Raw genomic sequence first — 19,230 nt, forward strand, 5'->3', positions numbered from 1 at the left:
GGCAACGGAGAAATCCGCACCAAGTCATGGTCAGATAGTCATCAATGGCACGGACATCATCTACACGCCAACGGCCAATTACAACGGCAGTGACAGCTTTACGATCACTTTGACCGATGACAGCGGTTATTCGGTAGATAGAACCATTAATGTTCAGGTCATTAGTGTGAATGATGCCCCTGTTGTGTCTGGAGAGACTCTAACATTCTCTGCGACACCGCAAGGTACTTATAACTTTGCTCCGCTGGCCAACGATGTGGATCCTGATGAGGACACATTAACGATCGCTTGGGCCAGAGCAGACTCGGGAACATTAACCGTTAATGGTGACAGTATTGAACTTCAAACTACGGATGTTGGGATTGTCACTATAAAGTACGCTGTTGCAGACAGTAACGGTGCTGAAGTTATCGGTGAGGCCGTACTAGAAATTGTCGCGAATGAAGGTCCAATCGTCACACCGCCTGATGATGTTGAGATTAATGCAACGGCGCTATTTACTAAAGTCGACATTGGGGTAGCAACAGCGCTTGATAGTTCAGGGCAGCCACTCCCTGTGGTCATTGAAAACAGCGACGGCTTCTTCAAACCCGGTGTTCACAAAGTATCCTGGGCTGCAACAGATCAAAGTGGCAATACTGGTAAATCACTGCAGACGATTACGGTTAACCCATTAATCTCAGTTGAGAAAGATGGTAAGACCGTTGAAGGAACTGAGCACCAAGTTTTGGTCTATCTCAATGGTGAGCCTAGCAGTTACCCGGTGGTTATCCCATACACGGTAAGCGGCACGATGGATGCTCTAGATCACGACCTTGTTTCTGGAGAAGTTGTCATCTCTTCAGGGCTTGAAGGTGTGATTGATTTTGAGATCTTCAATGACGATGTTGTCGATAGCGAAGAGACCTTAGTTATCACCTTATCTGATGCTCTCAATCTTGGTAGCAAATCCCAATATGTACTCACCGTTTATGAGGTGAATGTGGCACCTGATGTCACGTTGCAAGTCGTTCAAAATAATGAACCTAGAACGGTTATTTCTCCGCAACAAGGCACAGTAATCGTGACTGCCGTCGTTAATGACGTCAATCCCGGCGATAGCACCAATACCGTTGGATCAATGACAATTCAGCATTGGCAAACATCAGCCAAACAGCGTCAGTATTTGAGTTTGATCCAGCGGCTCTGGTTGATGGCGTCTATGAGCTAGTTATTGAAGTGACCGATTCAGGCAATGAAACGGTGAACACCAGCGTGTTCTTAGAAGTTGTGACTGAACTTGCTACTCTCGGGGAACAGGATACCGATGGCGATCTCATTCCAGATAACCAAGAGGGGTACAGTGACAGTGATGGCGATGGCATTCCAGATTTCCAAGATGCGATAGCCGAATGTAACGTCATTCAGTCTTATGCGTCGGAGTCGAGCAGCTATTTAGTAGAAGGTGAACCTGGTGTCTGTTTGCGTAAGGGGGTGACGGTTGCCAATGGAGTGACTGGAGGAGCACTGCTGCTCGAGCAGGAGTTACCTCTAGATGATGATGCAACAAATGTTGGTGGTCTTTTTGACTATGTCGCGATTGGACTTCCTATTCCTGGGCAAAGCTACTCTTTGGTGCTGCCTCAAAGTAGACCGATTCCTCGCAATGCAGTCTATCGTAAATACAGTGAGACCAACGGATGGATAACGTTAGCAAACGATGGGACTGACCCGGATAACTACGTCTCATCAGCACCTGGATTTGAAGGTTATTGTCCACCTCCTGGTGATGACTCATGGCTGAAAGGTCAACTGATTGAAGGCCATTGGTGTGTGCAATTAACCATTAAAGATGGTGGTATTTATGATGACGATGGCGAAGAAAACGGCAGAATCGTAGACCCAGGTGGCGTTGCGACGACCTCATCGAACACGCTTCCGCAAGCAGAGGCGGATGAAGTAAATGTAGTTAAAGGCGGCACAGTGACGATCAACGTACTGGCGAACGACAGTGATGGTGATGGCGATACGCTACAGGTTACGAGTGCCAGCAGCCAACTTGGTAGTGTATCGATTGAGAATAACCAGCTAGTCTATCAAGCGCCTGCAGACTTCTTTGGTGTCGATACGCTGAGCTATGGCATTTCCGATGGCAATGGTGGAACCGCATTCTCAAATGTCTCGGTGAATGTGAATCTTGCTGGCAACGATGTGGTGAGAAACAGCTCTAGCGGCGGTTCACTAGGAGGGTGGCTTGTGATGATATTGGCAGTATTCGGTGCAATTCGATCTGGACAAGTACGTGTAAGTACTGGTTTGTTAATATTGCTAACGGCATTTAACGTCAATGCTAATTGGTTTCTCAAGGCGGACATCGGTCAAGCGAGAGCGGATGATAGAAACTATGACAACAATACACAGGTGTTGAGCGTTGAAGACCGAGATACGGCTTGGTTACTTGGGGTAGGGTATCGATATAACCAAGATTGGGCGGTATCTGTTAACTATATCAATCTCGGCAAAGGGAGTGCCGAATTAGCAACTGACGTTGGTCAATCTCCAGAGGATTATCACCGCACAGTTGCCAAAGTGACGCCAGCACTTGGTCATGGTATTGGTCTGGATGTTGATTATACCTTGTGGGAAAACGACAAGGTGTCGCTCAATGGTATCGGTGGAGCACTAGCTTGGCGAACGGAATTTGAGAGCGAATATCAAGGGCAAAAAATTGAATCTACGGAAGATGGTATCGATCCTTACGTCGCTTTTGCTCTTAAGGGGAAGCTATCTTCGAACATTTTCATCGGTGCAAAAGTCTCTCGTTACTTTATTCGCCTTAATGATGTGACAAGCTACAGTGCGGTTGTCGAATACCAATTTAATGAACAATAGAGAGACGAGCTGGTCTCACCGATAAAATTGTCTGTCAAAAGCCATAGAGTGCGTTAGCGCCCTATGGCTTTTATTCTTTTAGTTTAAATAGGCATTTAACATCCAAAGCAACTTCTCTTGCTCTCGAATGTAATCACCCATTAATGCAGCAGTACCCTCATCATTGGTTTGTGATGCTTGTTCTAAGATCTGGCGTTGACGATGAATCAAAACCGAGAAGCCTTTTACAAGACCAGTAACACAGTCTTTGCCACGATAAGCGTTTTGATGTTCTTCGATCTGACTCTGTTCAAGGTAGCGACTGAACGAGTGATCTGGCGTATGACCAATGGTTAGAATTCGCTCTGCCAATTCATCGATTTTGGTCTGTAGATCGGTGTAGATTTCCTCAAACTTGACGTGAAGTTCAAAAAATTGCTCACCTTTGATGTTCCAGTGGTAACCACGGGTGTTCATGTACAACACTTGGTAGTTAGCGAGCAATTGGTTAAGTTCAGTTGCAACTGCTTGTGATGCGTCTTTGTCTAGACCGATAAGGTTAGTGGTTTTCATAATACTGTCCTCTGGGAAGAGTGGAATCTTGTTTTGTTGAAGTCAGTATATGGCGGGGCGTTAAAAAGGAATAATCGATTGTAGTGATAGTATTGATAGGTGTTTGCTATTGCTGTGCTGTGTCTTAAAAGTTCGCCATTCCAGCTATAGTGGGAATGGCGTTTTTTCGATGCTTACTGCTCGCTTAGTGAGAGATAATCACTTCTTCATTGGGTACGCGATGACGTTCACCGTAGATACCTTCTTCAGTACGAACGCCACAGCTGATGATCATCGTGATTTCGTCGTCATCAGCCAGACCCAACAATGCTTTAGCACGCACAGAATCAAAGCCTTCCATTGGGCAAGTATCATAGCCTTGCTCGCGCATCGACAGCATGAACGTCATTGAAGCGAGGGAGGCACTTTTGTGAAGGCACACACGGATATCTTGTTTGCTGACTTCTCTTACCATCGGCTTATTACGCCCCAGCCAGAAGCTGTAGATCTTACGCATTAACCCACGCAGACCCAAAGCATCATTGTTGTACACCATAGGAATGAGCTTGTCGTAGTATTTAAATGCGCGCTTTGAGGTCTCGTCTTCGCGGCCCGCAAAATTTGCACGCACGATATCTGCGTTCATTGCTGCGCGTTGTTTCCATTTGTCAGGTGTAACCGTGACAACAACCAGTTCATTGGCCGTTTTAGCCGCATTTTGCCCCATGCAGATCTCTGCAAGTTGTTGGCGTTTTTCATCGCTGATGACTCTGTGGAATGCCCACATTTGCATGTTGCTGCTATTTGGACTGAGAGTCGCGTGTTCTAAGGCGCGCTGAACCGCGTTATGGTCAAACGCCGCTTCAGCGTCATATTTGCGCACTGAGCGGCGTGAATGAAGAAGTTGTTCCAGTTCGGAGACGTGTTTCATGGTAATACCTGGTACATTTGAGGTGCCTGTAATCGGCACCTTTCTAACAGGTATTACGCCTCACGACAAGCGGCTTTGTTTTTACTGAACTTAATGCGACGCAGATTGGCAAACGATAGCGGTGTTTTCTCAATGATAAACATCAAAATAACAGAGCCAATAATGGTGCCAAAGAATACGATGGCGTCTGCGGCAACTGTGTTTACGCCCAGAATAGCGACGATGTTGTTCATGTAGATAGTGACCAATAGGTGCATCACGTAAATCGGCAGCACCCACTTACCAAGAGACAGCCAAATAGGGTGTTTTCCTAAGTTCGGTTTAGCGAGTAAGAAAAACAGCAGCCCCGCTCCCCAGATTGAAGTACCGAGCAAGAAATCATTGAGATGGAATACTTGGCCATGTCCATGTAGATAGTACGCCTCTGCAAAATGGAGAGCCATTCCTACCGCAGCCAGAAGCAGAGCTTTGCCGACGCTCATTGTCCATTGATGGCGGCGAGCTTCAAAACCAATAGCAACCATAAGGAAACTGAAGAAAGGGCCATTGCGAGTAAAAATCGGTGTTTCAACCTCGGTGATGACATTATAACTGCCTGCCGCTAGGCCGTAGATATAGAAAATGACTGCGAAGGGAATCATTAACGAACGGCACTTGTTGTCAACAAACCACGCAATCATGAAGACCGCGATGACCAGTGATGGGATAAACCATAAGTGTACTAAGCCACCTTCAAACAGAGAGTTAAGTGGTGCTTGCATTAGGTAACCCCAGTAGCCGGTGCGCTCTGCTAAGTAACCGTGCTCCGCTACAACCCCTAAGTTAAAAGGTAGCGCAAGACAGATGAGGCTCCATATAAACCAAATGATCATCAAGGGTGCGCTGTAGTTTTTCGCGGTGGTATAGGGGTTTGCGTTGAGTTTGGGGTAGATAAGATAGCCGGCGATAACAAAAAACAATGGTACGGCAAATCGAGCGGCCTGGTTGGTAATGAAGTTAAGCCAAGGCTCTTCACCGATATAGCCATAGTCCATAAATAATTGACCATGAATGGAAATAACGGCGAGTAGTGCGATGACCCTAGCGAACTCAAAGCTGGTGATTTTTTCTGATTTATTAGTAACTTGCTGCATAGTATGAAGAGATGTTTTCTCACTAGAAACGAAACCCCTTCACACTAGCATTTATTGGTTTAGATGACGTGTTTGGCATCAATTAATTGCTGTACAAGTGCAAGTATTTTGCAACAATTTGTGGTTGATCGTAATTTTTACGCCGTTATGCTTTTGCTCCATTTTATGCTGTTTGGCGTTTTCTTACAGCCACCGGATACCACCTCTATGATTGAGCTCATCGCGTGGTTCAAGCGGGCCGACGACTGTTCGATAATGGGTGCTATGGTGGAACGCCGATCTTGCCAAGACCCAACCGTCAAATTTTGTAAAGGTTAGACATGTTTTCTGACCAGATTTCAGGGTACGAATAAGTCGACTGTTTTTCGCACCATGAACATAAACTTTATTCCTTGGTCGAGTAATCGCTCTGTTGCTATTTTAATGGGCGCTGTATGAGCCCTTGATTACTTAATGAGTTTAAGAAGGGCTTTAAACTGTTCACCCTGCGCGATTCTTTGTAGTTCAAACAGTGCCATCTCCGTCGAGGTGAGAATGGCACCTTCTTGAGCTAAGCGCTTGAGCGCAAGCTCCTTGTTCTTCTGAGTTCTTGAGGAAACCGCATCGGTGACAAGATGTACTTCATAACCTGCGTTTATCAGCTCACAAGCGGTTTGGTGCACGCAAATATGAGCTTCAATACCCACCAATAATACCTGCTTTCGGTTGTGGCTCTCGATTGCAGTGCGCACGGCCTCTTCGCCCCAAGCACTGAACACATTTTTTGCGATTGGGCGCTGGTGGGGGAGTTCTTGGCTGATTTCGTCAATCGTTGCTCCGAGTTTATCCGGAATTTGTTCAACCCACACGATTGGCAGCTCCATGAGCTTCGCTGCCTTGGTTAGTGTGTTGAGGTTACTAAACAGCGTCTCTTTGTCGTGCATTAACTGAGCCAGTTTGCCTTGCACGTCGATGATCATTAGCTGGGTCTTATTCTGGTCTAGCATTTAGTCCTCCTGATCTAATATTTGTTCGATAAACCAAGTGCCAGCGGTACCAAGACCACTGCGCCAAGACAAATCGACAGGCCATACTAAAGAACCATCATAGCGACCTACATTTAGCTTAGTAACTAGACCATGGTCGATAAAAGGTTGTGCGAGTTTCGTTGGGTAGGCTACATAACCAATGCCTTGCAGCAGCAGGTCTTGCAGTTGGTAATGATTTTCGTAGCGGATGAGCTTAGGGCTATAGCGCAGTGATTCAATGAGCTCACTGGTCGCAACCTTTCCCTCTAGGGACAAAATCTGCGGATACTGTTCTAGATCTTCGGTGGTGATCTCACCACGAAGTTTGGACAGTGGATGGTGTGGCGAGGCCAAAAAACACCACTCTATGGTATCGACTGTCTGAACATTGGTGCCGCGGGTGGGGCTTAGCCCGCCAGGTGCGATCATGATGTCAGCGCCTTGGGTGTCATTTTCAACAGCTAGCGAGTGCGTTTCAGCATCGACCAATACTAAGTCGACTTCAGGAAAGTGACGAGTCAGCTCGGCAAATACCTCTACAAATCTTGGATAGAGGGTCATGCTATGAGTAGCAATGGTGATCGTGGGCTCTTCGCCGCGTTGTAAGGATTGCACTTTGCGGTCAATCGCTTTGAGCCTTGGTACTATCTCCAGTGCTTGAAAGTAGAGTACTTTACCTTCGGACGTTAAAGTGGGGGCTTTACCAGCGACACGTTCGAACACGCTGATCCCTAAATCAATCTCCATGGCTTGAACGGCTTGGTTGACTGCTGATGGGCTCACGCCCAGCTTGCGAGCCGCCGCAGAGAATGAGCCTGTTTCAGCAATAGAGACAAGATATAAAAGACGTTCGGTATTCAGTAACATGCTTTTCACCAGTAACTAAGATGACTTCTACTTTGCAAGAAAGAGGTGATTAGGTAAACCACCAAACATAGTTTATTGAATGATAGGCTAAATGATGTAAATGAGTTGAATTTTTCTGGCTATACTGGTTCTAGTATTTACATTGTAAATTTTAGACGCTCAATAGATATTGAGCGTCTCTGTTGGGTGCAATTGTCATTAATTATTGACGCTTGGATGTGCACCAAGTACCACTTCTTTGGCTTCATTATTGTTAAACATGGTGAAGTCATAGTGCTCCACTTGCCATGTGTCATAACGGTCTAGGTAGATTTCCTTTGCGTTCTGGTCTGTGTAGATAGTCCAAAGTGTAGGGAATACGTCATTTGCGTATGGGTCTAGCTGGTCGTAGCCTGCGAATACTGATGCCCCGGCAGCTTTCAAGCTGTTTAGCGCAGAAGTATTGTCAGTAACATTGCGTGCATACATATCTTCAATGACTTCTTTGGCGCGTAGGCGACGGTCGTAAGCACGAATTGTTGAGCCGGACTCCGTTTGCTCTTTATCCAGATTCATATGGAAACCAAACTCTGGGTCGTTCGATAGGTATTGCACGCTTGGGGCTTCTGTCACGTCACCGCGGTAAATCTTAACCTCACCCTTTACAAACTCGATGACTGCGCTGTCGCCGCTGGCATCCGTAAGGTGGTAGTGTACAGGGGCTGCAATACACTCATTCTCGTGCCCTGGTAGGTCACAGACCTTGTCTTGGATAACGTCGATGTAATCTAGGTTGCTAACGACATCGGCAACAGATGCAAAGTTATCGACAGCGTAACTTGGGAACTGAGAGGCTGCGACATCTGGCACACCCGCACGGTCAGGTGCCATTTCAGTGTAGTCGTTTCCAAGGTACAGGATACGAGCAACCAAACCATTTTCATTCATCGCCTCAGCAACCAGTTGAGGAGCGAAAGACTTAACCTTTAGCGACGCATATTTGCTCTCTGTTTTGATGGCTTCCTTAGTATCGCCATACTGGTTAGTTATACCTTTACCAGCACCGACAACGGTGGCGTCATCGTGACCGAACCAGTCCATGGTTCTTACGGTTAGGCTTGCCTCTCCGTTGTTGTAGATGGCTGACGTACATGCGATTGTATCGGCAGCATAACCGGCGGATAGGGTTGCAACGAGAGCTAGGCTAAGGACTGATTTGTTCATAATGACCTCACTTGGTGGAGTAATGTGTTTCGTTGCGGTCATAGTAAGGGGAAGTGATGATTAGGTTAAATGAGCACCTTTAAGTATGACTAATAGGTTGGGTTGAGGTTGAGGAGGAAGAGTCACAGATTATAGTCTAGAGTTTTAACACCAATCGAAATCATCAGTCATACACAACAAGGAAGTAAAATGAAGTCGTTACAGCAATGGTTAGATGCATACGGAGAAAGCCATCAGAACAGTACCAACAGAAAAATACATAAAGTTGCCGTACCCGGTATCTATTTATCGATCGTGGGACTCATATGGTGCATTCCTCATTTATCCCTAGGTGGGATTGCCATTAACTGGGTTTGGCTCGTGATGCTTCCGGTTATGTTTTTCTACTTTAGGTTATCGCGCTCGGTATTTATTCAAATGCTGTTGTTTACCCTAGCTTGCTTAGCGGTCATTACTTTTGCCGATATGTTTGGTGTGTCGATTCTCAACTTCTCGATAGGCTTATTTGTGGCGCTATGGATCATGCAGTTCGTGGGTCACAAAATTGAAGGCAAAAAGCCGTCTTTTTTCGATGATATCCAATTTCTTCTCATTGGCCCTATTTGGGTCTTCAGGCACAAATAAGCCCTTTAATTAGGGGCTTAAGTGCTTCTAGGAGTTAACTCTGTAGTGAATGGCGGTTAGAATAAGCTGCCATTCATTGAAAGGTGGACAAAAATACTCGCGGCATAGCCAACGGCGATCACTGGCATCCACTTCAAATGACCAAAGAAAGTGTATTTACCATGTGCGGCGCCCATTAGTGCAACACCAGCAGCCGAACCGACGGACAGCAAGCTGCCTCCAACACCTGCAGTAAGCGTGACCAATAACCAGTTACCCATAGAGAGCTCTGGATTCATAGTCAGTACGGCAAACATGACCGGAATGTTGTCGACGATAGCGGATAATATGCCGACCATGACGTTAGCCCAAATAGGATCCCATTGGGTGTACATGATCTCCGACACGACGCTCAAATATCCAAGCAGGCTTAGGCCGCCAACACACATTACCACCCCGTAGAAGAACAGCAAAGTATCCCATTCTGCGTGGGATACTCGTCGAAATACGTCGAATGGCACGATGGAACCGAGACGTTTAAGTGCCGCTTCATCGTTATTCGCAATAGCCATGGCTTTTTTCTTCGCGATGGAACGAGGAAGGGTTTTGCGAAGGAAAAAACCAAAGAACTGCAAATACGCCAATCCCATCATCATCCCCATAACTGGTGGGAAGTGGAATACGGCATGGAATGCCACAGCGGTTGCAATGGTCAGGATAAACAAGCCAACAATCCGAAATGCGCCGCGCTTTAGTTCAACGTGTGCATGTACGGCATCCGGTTGGGTTTTTGGAACAAACAGCGACATGATCAGTGCAGGTACAATGTAGTTCACCACAGAGGGCACAAAGAGTGGCATGAACTCAGAAAATGACACATGACCCGCTTGCCAGACCATTAAGGTGGTGATATCACCAAACGGGCTAAACGCACCGCCCGCATTCGCCGCCACAACAATGTTAATACACGCTATGTTGACAAATTTAAGGTTGCTGCCACCCACTTTAAGTACCACGGCGCACATCAATAGCGCGGTCGTGAGGTTGTCGCTATCGGTGAAATGAAGAAAGACAGAATACCGGTTAGCCAAAATAGCGTTCGAAAATCAAACCCTTTGCCCACCATCCAAGATTGTAATGCATCGAACAGACGCCGCTCCTCCATCGCCGATATATAGGTCATAGCGACGAGGAGGAACAGTAGTAACTCAGCGTATTCGAGCAGGTTGTGCTCCAAAGCGGATTTAGCGATTTCGAGTTGGCCAATGTCCTTGTAGACGAAGCCAATGAGTATCCAAATCAAACCTGCGGCGAGCAGAACGGGTTTGGATTTCCTCAGTTTTAGGTATTCCTCCATCATGACTAAGGTGTAGGCGATGCCGAAAATCAATAATGAGGCATAACCGACGGTAGATTGAGTGAAATTAAACGCATCAGACGATGCACTGGGAGAAGCGAAACTAGAGGTGGCAAATAAAAGGGGGAGTAAAAAGGTTGGCCACCGACTTATTTTCTTCATGTTTTGATCCTTCAAAAGCTTAGATGAAATCAGGCGCTAACAAATGCGATACGGTATTTTAATGGTTTTTCAACAATTACGTTGTGAGCTGACGCAGATCTGCTCAACTGATGCCGTCTTTTTTGTGCGACGCTTCGCTGGATTTTCCTTATAACTCCGAGCTTTGACTAAAGTTAAATAGCAGCTAGGCTAAATAATGAGCAATGATCAAGCTTGAGTGATTGATTGGGGTGTCAGGAGGGAGCATGAAAACAGGGTTCGCAACGGTAGTCACAATGTTGGTATCGGCTTTATACACGTTGGCGTCTTTGCCCGCTCACGCGGCAATGGTGTGTGACAGTGGCAGTCGCTCGGAATCAACGCTACCTATTTTGGAGAGTGAGTGCCCAATTGGTAAAGGTGTCTGGGGGCAAAAAGTACCATCTCTTGATGAGCAGTCATTTTGGATCCAGTGTGGCTTTGTTAAACCTGGCAGCTTACGTTCGGCTCCTAGTCAATTGCAAGATACCGTGAATCAGCCTATTTGGCTAAAACCTGATGTGAGTGGTGATCGCTGTCTGGTCGGGCCGTATCAGTCATTTGAAAATGCCAAACAAGATCTTCTTGCGCTGCGTTCACTACCTAGCTACCGCGATGCGTTTATTCGCTCGACCACGCAAAAATTGACCACGACAGCGCCACAAATGGTAGCGAAAAAACAATCCCCTAAAAGCAACAGCTTACAATCGCAACAGCAATCTATGAGCGAAGTCGCCGCTGTGGCTATCACGCCATATATGATTGCTGGTAAGCATGGGCACCAAGATTGTTTGTGCCTTTTTTGATAGTGGAGCGACAGTTAATAGGCTTTGATTCCAAAGGGTTTGAGCTTTTTCGGCAAAATGCTGTCCAACTGCTCAATCTCTTCTGGAAAGACTTCTATCAATGGTAAATCATGCTGCTGATATAATTCGCGAGTTGTTTCGACCGTTTTGTTTTCAATTGGTCCTGAATCTGACCCCCAATATTGAAGATACACTTTACCTGAAGGCAGGTAGAAGTCGCTGACTACGTCTTGTTCGATAGGCAATTGCCTCTGGTAAGCGTGCACAACACCTGCCATATACAACCAGTTATCGATCAGTAACTCGCCTTTCGATTGGACATAATGACCGTCGAGTGTGCGATGCTTTGCGGCAAACTTTTGGCGGAAACTTGAGAAAGATTTTTCAGTTGAATGCGTTTCCGCGTCCGCACCTTTAAACTCCAAAACACTCTGTTTGAGTCTGTGGTTTCGAAGCACACTTGGGTGCCAGACTACAAACTTATGATGGTTGCTTTTATCGCTGCGTGGCTGGGCCCCAGCACGTACGCCTTGTAGAGTAGCTATCCAATCACTGTCTTGACGTTGCAACCAGCCAAGTTCACTGAGGAGTAGATTGATCTTCTTAGCCGCTAGACCTAGAGGCTCACCAAGCTGTGTTGCGGTTAGGTACTTGTCACTGCGGAGTGTGTCATCCAATACCAAGTTGTTGGCCAGACAATAAAGCGACCATACTTTTCACTCTCAACATAATCACCACCAAATCGAGCGCCGACATCGGTAAGCAGCCACTGCTCGTCGTGCCAGGTAATGTAGCCAAGTTGCTTTAACTCGTTAAACAGGGATTTTGGCTCGATTTGACGCTGTTTCGCCAGCGCCGATGTTGAAAGCTTGTTGTGGTTAGTCACTATATCTGTCTCCCTTAATTTGATGAGCCATCCATCCGATTAACTATCTATAATGGCAAGCAGGTTAGTGGCTGCTTGCTTGGGGCTTTCTGCATGACAAATGGCCGAAACCAACGCAACACCGTGTGTACCAGTCGCTGCAACGTCTTTGAGGTTGGTGTCGTTGATGCCCCCAATCGCGACGACAGGAAGTGTCGTTTTGCTTAGCGTGTTGCGTAGCCCTTCCAAGCCCCAGTGGGTCTTGGTGTTTGTTTTGGTTGGGGTGGCGAAAATCGCGCTCAGGCCAATATAGTCAATAGGAAGTGATTGAGCCTCTGCTAGTTGCGCTTCACTTTCTATCGACAAGCCTAAAATACGTTGTGAACCAATCAGTTTTCGCGCAATTTGTGCTGGCATATCCGATTGTCCAAGGTGCACACCATCGGCATCAACCGCAAGAGCAACATCCACTCGGTCGTTGATGATAAGAGGGACGCCTGTTCCTTCGAGCACTTCTTTTACGGCTCGCGCCTTCTCAATGAAAGCACGCACATCGTGATGTTTTTCGCGAAGCTGAACCATGGTGACACCGCCGGCGACGGACTCGCGGACAACGTTCATTAACGTGGGCAAGTCTTGATTTTCGTCGGTGACGAGATATAAGCGGTACGGATTGTTTGTCATGGATTTCCTAGCACTTACGAAGTTGTAGGCGAGACTCGATGTCATCCGGAGTCAGTTGGTATAAGCTATCGAGTAGATTGACTTGCAATGAGCCTGGGCCTTGAGATTGCTCAGCAGCCATTTCACCGGCTATTGCGAAGATCGCTGCGGCAGCGACACCACTGGTTTCACCGATGGCAGCAAACGCGCCAGTGACGGCGGACAGTGAGCAACCCATGCCAGTGACATATGGCATCATTTCATGACCATTGCTGAGTGCAAGGGTGCGCTCTTTGGTCACGATGTAGTCCGTTTCTCCAGACACAACCACGCTGCATGCGTAGTTTTCTACCAATGAACGAGCAGCAGAAAGAGCGGCTTCACTGGCATCGAGGGCATCTACGCCTTTATTTTGCGACTTCTCTCCCGCCATTGCGATGATTTCTGAAGCGTTGCCACGAATGATCAAGTTATCCGCAAGTTCTGCCAATTGACGAGCTGTAGAGGTGCGCAGTTTCGTTGCGCCGCAGCCTACTGGATCAAGAATCACAGGTTTGTTGTTTTCATTGGCCTTCTCAACAGCGAAGAACATACCTGGCGCCACACGCTGTCCAGCGTACCAATGTTAATGACTAACGCTCCAGCGAAGGACATCATCTCAGCCATTTCTTGTTTTGAGTGAGACATGATTGGGGAGGCGCCAACGGCTAACAATGCGTTAGCTGTGTTGTTCATGACCACGAAGTTTGTGATATTCACTACTAAGGGTTTTTGTTCGCGGACTTTGTTTAGGGCGCTGACGATTTGTTGTTTGTTCATTCTATTCTCCAAAGGCTCATTCGAGCTTTTTCATATATACCCAAGTAACCTCAAGATAACACGCCCGAAGGGAGCGTTATCCTGAGGTCACTTGGGTATATTCATTGTACTGGGATATAAAAATAGTGCTAGCCGTGGTTAGGCTAGCACTGGTCTGTGATGGTTTTATATAAGAGTCTGAACAGAAACTAGATCAGTCCATACAAAGAAAGGATCAGAATACCTAGCGTGCAAGTTATGGTGGAAAGTACGGTAGTTAGTGCGATGATGTTGGCTGCAAGTATCGAATTGCCACCCATTGAACGCGCCATAACATAGCTAGCTGCAGCAACAGGCGATGCATTCATAAAGAACAGAATCCCCAACTCGAGACTACGAAATCCCGCAAAATAGGCCGCCAGCGTAATAGCAAGGGGCGCCAATACCAATTTGTAGCCACTGGCGATCCAAGTAGGGGCTTGCTCTTTCTTCATCGAGCTAAGATCAAGTGAGCCGCCTGTACATAGTAACGCGAGTGGTAATGTCATGGTGGCAAAGTAATTTCCTGCGTCCACAACGATAGTCGGGACTGGAATTGATAGCAGATATACCAGTAAGCCCAGCAAGATGGCCATAATGAGTGGGTTTTTGGTGAGAGTGGTGAGCATGATTTTGCTTGCAGACGTCCCAGAGTCAGCCCCTTTCGGAGTTAAGCAAATCACCGCCTGAACATTATAGATAAAGGTCGTAATTGCTACGTACAGTGCCGCTAAAGCAATTCCTCGTTCACCGTAAGCATTGGCGACATAGGCGATACCAATGATGCCAGTATTGGATCTGAACGCGCCCTGTATGATCACACCTCTATCAGCCGATTTCTTGAACAAAGTGCCCACTGATAAGTAACTAAATAGGAAGAACGTTACGCTAGCGATAACACCAAACGTGAGAAACTGTTTGGCGGAGGAGAAGTCGTGTTCTGACGTTACTATGCTAAGAAACAGCATAGTTGGTAGCGTAACTTTAAAGACGAGTTTAGAAGCAACCTCTATGAAGTTATCGTTGATTAGTCCGATGCGTTTGAAGACAACACCAAGAATAATGAGTAAGCAAATAGGACCGGTGATTGAAATCGAAAACAGCAACTGTTCTACCAATAGATCCATGATTTACTTCCATATTGTTAAGGGATAATGTCCAAGTGATTATTTCATAGCTTGTCATACAAATAAATGTAGATTGAAAAATAGTACGACCGTGCTAAATTGAAGCTATACAGCAGAGTTGATGATGGTGATTATGGGTAAAGGTCGGCTAACAAAAGATCATATTTTGATGAAGGCATTTGAGATAGCGAGCAGAGATGGATTAGAAAGCCTAACGATCGGTGAGCTGGCCAAGCAATGCAACATGTCGAAGAGTGGTCTGTTTGCTCACTTTAACTCTAAGGTCAACCTGCAAGTTGCCGTAGTTCAACATGCGGATGTTACGTTTCAAACTAGAGTCATTTCTCCTGCTCGTGAACACGAGCATGAGATGGCAACGAAAAAGCTAAAACATCTTATCGACAACTGGATGAGCTGGAATCATTCATTTCAAGGCAGCTGCATGTTCATTGATGCGTGGCGAGACAGTCAGCAGGACGAATTGCAGCAAGCGCTCAGAAAAGCTATCCATCGCTGGATCCACTATTTGACGATACAAATACAAAAGGGGATCGACAGCGGTGAGTTCAGGTCAACGCTCGATCCACAACAAGCTGCGTTTGAGCTCTATGGGCACTACCTAAGCGCACATGTTTTCTATTCGCTGGTGGGTGAGCAGGAGAGCAGTCAGCGATTTTGGAACAGTGTTGACACCTCTATGAAATCTTGGTCGATTTCTGAATAACGATTTACGTCTGAACAACCATTTAAATGGAGCGGTAGTGCACAACGCCAACTTGAAAAAGCACGGTCGTTCTAAATATATGCTCAACAATAAAGCTATCCGAGGATAACGACGATAAACAGGACAGTCAGTCATGAGTGATAAAATCTACTTCAATACATCAAAAAAATTCAGCTTCAAAAAGAAAATGGTGAATCTGACCACTCGAGCCCACCATAAACTCGCGCCGAGTCATGCGAAACGTACCGCTAAGAAATTGCTTCTGACTCCAGTGCGTTCAACGCCAAAGAATGCTCAGCCGGAAGGCTTAAGCATTTCGGAAGTGGCAACTTCTGAGGGTGTTTTGAAGACGTATCGTTTGGGCACTGGACCGGTTTGGCTGCTAACCCATGGCTGGTCTGGTACCGCGAGCCAATTTTTTCCACTTATGGAGCATATTGCGAGTAAGGGGTATACCGCTTTGGCGTATGACCACCCTGCTCACGGACAAAGTGAAGGTGCATACGGGCACATCCCTGCCTTCGTTGGTGGCTTAGAAGGACTCCTCGATAGTGAAGAGGAAGTAGCGGGTCTGGTTGGGCATAGCATGGGGACGGCGGCTGCGATTGAATGTAAGCATGCCAAACTTCAAGACAAGCCACTTTTGCTTATTGCTCCGGTGCTTGATTATCTCGATAACCTGTTTGGTAGTGTTGCGCGCTCAGGATATTCGATGCGACTGTTTGAGGCGGTCGTTGATGATATTCAATCTCAATATCACTATCCAATCACCTCGATTGACCCATACAACAAGCTAGGTCGCCGCAGCGCACCAACAATTATTGTCCATGATGAAAAAGATCGATTTACCAAATACTCGGTATCTCAAAAAGCCGCACAGGAAATGCCGCTGGTCACGCTGATCACGACGCAAGGGCAGGGGCATGGTCGAGTTATGCACAGTGATGAGGCGAAAGCCGCGTTTGACAAGTTAACGTCATCATCTTCAACGATTTGATCAAAGTTATGTTTATGTATCCATAATGTTGATGTGGTTAACGAATTGATAGCGTTGTATTATGTAAATGGTTTGGTATGTGGGATCATAGCTTGGTTCCACTTACATCCTTGCTGAGTGTTGGGTTTTCATCTCTAAACACAATGACTATATCGAGTTAAAACCACGGTAGTTTACCTACTTTCAGTAGCTTAGCATCAAGAGCTTAGTGATGTTTGTGGTTTCTAGGGCGCTCTTCTTGAGCTAGCCCCTCAAGGGAGCAGCCGCCCATTGATTAAAGGAAGCCATAATAATGAATAGAAACGATAGTGTCCCCTTACCCTCCAATACCCGAGAATGGTTTTTTAACCGCAATAGCTTAATCATTCTTGCCGATATTGTTCTGTTTTACGTGCTCTACACGACCCTGCCTTTCGATCCAAACGTGGTACTTGGCATCAGCGTACTCGCGTTTATCGCCGTGCTTTGGCTCACAGAGGCATTACACGTGACAGTGACTGCCGTCCTTGTTCCGGTCATCGCGGTATTGTTCAATGTTTTTGATACTCAGACGGCTCTGAATAACTTTGCTAACTCGATAATTTTCTTATTCCTTGGTGGATTTGCTTTAGCTGCCGCTATGCATCGACAAGGGTTAGACAAAGTGGTCGCCGATAAAGTGCTGGTCTTGGCAAAAGGGCGTATGAGTGTCGCCGTGTTTATGCTCTTTGGCGTGACTGCATTGCTGTCGATGTGGATCAGTAATACCGCAACCGCAGCTATGATGTTACCTCTTGTGCTTGGTGTACTGAGTAAAGTGAATGAAGAAAGTGGTCATAACACTTATGTGTTTGTATTGCTTGGTATTGCTTATAGCGCCAGTATTGGAGGCATCGCGACGATGGTCGGTAGTCCTCCAAATGCGATTGCTGCGGCCGAGATTGGTATGACATTCACGGATTGGATGGCATTTGGTTTGCCGACTGCGTTTATCCTGTTACCGATTGCGTTGGCTGTGCTGTTTTTGTGCTTAAGCCAAAACTCGATGGTGAGTTTGAAATCAGCCATGAGCCTGTAAATTGGGACAAAGGTAAAATCGTGACTTTACTGATTTTCGCTTTGACCGTGTTCTTCTGGATCTTTAGTAAGCCCATCAACGCCATGTTAGGTGGGTATGCGAAGTTCGATACTATTGTGGCATTGGGTGCGATTGTCGCCGTTAACTTTGCCCGCGTGGTTCATTGGAAGGACATTGAGAAAACCGCGGACTGGGGCGTATTACTGTTATTTGGGGGCGGTATCTGTTTAAGCAATGTGTTGAAAGCGACAGGGACTAGCGTGTTTTTGGCGAATGAGCTCAGCGAACTGATTTCTCAGTTTAGTATGCTGTTCATTATCTTGGTGATTGCTGCTTTCGTTGTCTTCTTAACAGAGTTTGCCAGTAATACGGCCAGTGCTGCGCTGCTTATTCCTGTCTTTGCCAGTGTTGCCGAAGCCTTTGGTATGTCGCCGGTGATCTTGTCTGTGCTTATCGCGGTCGCCGCGTCATGTGCGTTCATGTTGCCAGTAGCGACACCACCTAACGCCATTGTGTTCGCTTCAGGTCATATTAAGCAGCAAGAGATGATGCGAATTGGTATTTTGCTCAACATTGCCTGTATTGGTGCCTTGACGCTAATTGCGGTGACATTCTGGGCTTAGCCAGTCTCAGATGAGTGTTAGCCTTGGTTGAACACCTACAATGAAAACGCCCCTATCCCGATGGGGTAGGGGCGTTGTTGTGAGTTTGAGTCACTAAACTCTTGCAACTAGGCCATTGAGCTCATCAAAGATGATCTTTGCGCCTAATTTGGAGAGGTGGATCCCGTCGTTTTGATATAAGTCGCTGTACCCATTATGCTGGGCGTAGGTTTCAAACGCTTGGTAAGCATCGACGATGTCAATGCCCGTCTTTCCATGACCGTACATCATTTTAAGTTTTTTGCTGTGCACGTGACTCAATGTCTCAACAGACTGTCTTAAACGTTCGACGTTGCTCGGCTGGTTGCCAAACATCGGAAGTGCGCCGACAGGGTCTATGGCACTGGTTACAACAAGGATAGGCTTAATACCATGGTGCTGAGCCTGAGCAATCATGCTATTGAGGTTACTGGCCACAACGCTAATGTCGATGCCCCAGTTGAGATCATTCAATCCGCCAAATAACACAACAATGTCAGGTTTTGCCTCCAATACTTGTGATTCGAATCGAGACAGCATTCCCGTTGTCGTGTCACCGGGTACACCACAGTTGGTGAATGAAAGGTTCGGGTACTCTTTCGTTAATTGACATGACCAGTTTTCACCTTTGGCAAGACCCCAGCCAGCCGTTAGGCTATCACCGAGCAATACGATGTTCTTCATAGTTGTTCTCTTAAGATCGAAAAAGCCGCTCTATGGGAGCGGCTTGGTAACGGTTGAGGGATCAGTTCTTGTTTACGTATTCTTTAAAGCGTGCTTTGGTTTCTGCGTCCGCTTTGTTGTACCAGAACATCAGCATTTCTTCTGCG

At 46.5% G+C, this 19,230-nt stretch carries 16 protein-coding genes and 5 pseudogenes; 7 read left to right on the top strand and 14 right to left on the bottom strand.

Going from position 1 to position 19,230, the window contains the following annotated elements; genetic code table 11:
- Both TZ48_RS20255 and TZ48_RS20260 read left to right on the top strand, forming a co-directional pair.
- Positions 1-1,210 (top strand): Ig-like domain-containing protein (locus TZ48_RS20255; protein ID WP_239671009.1); only part of this gene is annotated, 1,210 nt, incomplete at its 5' end.
- Positions 1,135-2,871, top strand: a complete 1,737-nt coding sequence (locus TZ48_RS20260; protein WP_112480447.1) for an Ig-like domain-containing protein — start codon at positions 1,135-1,137, stop codon at positions 2,869-2,871. The genes TZ48_RS20255 and TZ48_RS20260, both read left to right, overlap by 76 nt.
- 78 nt (positions 2,872-2,949) lie before the next feature.
- Here TZ48_RS20260 and TZ48_RS20265 read toward each other — a convergent pair whose 3' ends face one another.
- From TZ48_RS20265 to TZ48_RS20295, 7 genes and pseudogenes are all read right to left on the bottom strand, one after another.
- Positions 2,950-3,423, bottom strand: coding sequence for a Dps family protein (locus TZ48_RS20265; protein WP_112480448.1), 474 nt, complete (start codon positions 3,421-3,423; stop codon positions 2,950-2,952).
- A gap of 184 nt (positions 3,424-3,607) precedes the next feature.
- A complete protein-coding gene (locus tag TZ48_RS20270; RefSeq protein WP_112480449.1) occupies positions 3,608-4,333 on the bottom strand; it encodes a nitroreductase family protein in 726 nt (241 codons plus the stop codon).
- Positions 4,334-4,386: 53 nt separating this feature from the next.
- The gene (locus TZ48_RS20275; RefSeq protein ID WP_112480450.1) at positions 4,387-5,466 is read right to left on the bottom strand and encodes an acyltransferase; all 1,080 of its coding nucleotides are present in this window, start codon (positions 5,464-5,466) and stop codon (positions 4,387-4,389) included.
- Positions 5,467-5,706: 240 nt separating this feature from the next.
- Positions 5,707-5,865 (bottom strand): annotated as a pseudogene (locus TZ48_RS20280) (pyridoxamine 5'-phosphate oxidase family protein); the annotation flags it as partial.
- A gap of 47 nt (positions 5,866-5,912) precedes the next feature.
- The gene (locus TZ48_RS20285) at positions 5,913-6,452 is read right to left on the bottom strand and encodes a hydrolase (protein WP_112480451.1); all 540 of its coding nucleotides are present in this window, start codon (positions 6,450-6,452) and stop codon (positions 5,913-5,915) included.
- Positions 6,453-7,340 carry a LysR family transcriptional regulator gene (locus TZ48_RS20290; protein WP_112480452.1) on the bottom strand — a complete coding sequence of 296 codons (888 nt, stop codon included), beginning with the start codon at positions 7,338-7,340 and terminating at the stop codon, positions 6,453-6,455.
- Positions 7,341-7,538: 198 nt separating this feature from the next.
- Positions 7,539-8,543: a linear amide C-N hydrolase gene (locus TZ48_RS20295; RefSeq protein ID WP_112480459.1), complete on the bottom strand. Its 1,005-nt coding sequence runs from the start codon at positions 8,541-8,543 to the stop codon at positions 7,539-7,541.
- A gap of 189 nt (positions 8,544-8,732) precedes the next feature.
- On the opposite strand from TZ48_RS20295, the gene TZ48_RS20300 reads away from it, so the two are divergent.
- Positions 8,733-9,167, top strand: a complete 435-nt coding sequence (locus tag TZ48_RS20300) for an Mpo1 family 2-hydroxy fatty acid dioxygenase (RefSeq protein ID WP_112480453.1) — start codon at positions 8,733-8,735, stop codon at positions 9,165-9,167.
- A gap of 56 nt (positions 9,168-9,223) precedes the next feature.
- Here TZ48_RS20300 and nhaD read toward each other — a convergent pair.
- A pseudogene (gene nhaD / locus TZ48_RS20305) lies at positions 9,224-10,665 on the bottom strand (sodium:proton antiporter NhaD).
- A gap of 245 nt (positions 10,666-10,910) precedes the next feature.
- Between nhaD and TZ48_RS20310 the strand changes: the two are divergent.
- Entirely contained in the window at positions 10,911-11,489 is a 579-nt protein-coding gene (locus TZ48_RS20310) for an SPOR domain-containing protein (RefSeq protein WP_112480454.1), read from the top strand.
- Positions 11,490-11,503: 14 nt separating this feature from the next.
- Here TZ48_RS20310 and TZ48_RS20315 read toward each other — a convergent pair.
- From TZ48_RS20315 to TZ48_RS20330, 4 genes and pseudogenes are all read right to left on the bottom strand, one after another.
- Positions 11,504-12,375: pseudogene (locus tag TZ48_RS20315) on the bottom strand (glycerol kinase).
- A gap of 39 nt (positions 12,376-12,414) precedes the next feature.
- Positions 12,415-13,038: a thiamine phosphate synthase gene (gene thiE / locus TZ48_RS20320; protein ID WP_112480455.1), complete on the bottom strand. Its 624-nt coding sequence runs from the start codon at positions 13,036-13,038 to the stop codon at positions 12,415-12,417.
- A gap of 7 nt (positions 13,039-13,045) precedes the next feature.
- Positions 13,046-13,836: pseudogene (gene thiM / locus TZ48_RS20325) on the bottom strand (hydroxyethylthiazole kinase).
- A 188-nt stretch (positions 13,837-14,024) separates the two neighbouring features.
- Positions 14,025-14,981: an AEC family transporter gene (locus TZ48_RS20330; RefSeq protein WP_112480456.1), complete on the bottom strand. Its 957-nt coding sequence runs from the start codon at positions 14,979-14,981 to the stop codon at positions 14,025-14,027.
- A gap of 133 nt (positions 14,982-15,114) precedes the next feature.
- Between TZ48_RS20330 and TZ48_RS20335 the strand changes: the two genes are divergently transcribed.
- The 3 genes and pseudogenes from TZ48_RS20335 to TZ48_RS20345 all read left to right on the top strand — a co-directional run bounded on the left by TZ48_RS20335 (position 15,115) and on the right by TZ48_RS20345 (position 18,382).
- Positions 15,115-15,705 (top strand): TetR/AcrR family transcriptional regulator, encoded by a 591-nt coding sequence (locus tag TZ48_RS20335; RefSeq protein ID WP_239671011.1) that lies wholly within the window; start codon positions 15,115-15,117, stop codon positions 15,703-15,705.
- A 133-nt stretch (positions 15,706-15,838) separates the two neighbouring features.
- Complete coding sequence (locus TZ48_RS20340; protein ID WP_112480457.1) at positions 15,839-16,702, top strand: alpha/beta fold hydrolase; 864 nt, start codon at positions 15,839-15,841, stop codon at positions 16,700-16,702.
- A gap of 292 nt (positions 16,703-16,994) precedes the next feature.
- Positions 16,995-18,382 (top strand): annotated as a pseudogene (locus TZ48_RS20345) (SLC13 family permease).
- 93 nt (positions 18,383-18,475) lie between these two features.
- Here TZ48_RS20345 and TZ48_RS20350 read toward each other — a convergent pair.
- Positions 18,476-19,084: a GDSL-type esterase/lipase family protein gene (locus TZ48_RS20350; protein ID WP_112480458.1), complete on the bottom strand. Its 609-nt coding sequence runs from the start codon at positions 19,082-19,084 to the stop codon at positions 18,476-18,478.
- A gap of 61 nt (positions 19,085-19,145) precedes the next feature.
- Positions 19,146-19,230: DUF2057 family protein (locus TZ48_RS20355; protein ID WP_162674681.1), on the bottom strand; the 85-nt coding region annotated here is incomplete at its 5' end.

This window comes from Vibrio variabilis (assembly GCF_003263785.1).
Lineage (GTDB): Bacteria > Pseudomonadota > Gammaproteobacteria > Enterobacterales > Vibrionaceae > Vibrio > Vibrio variabilis.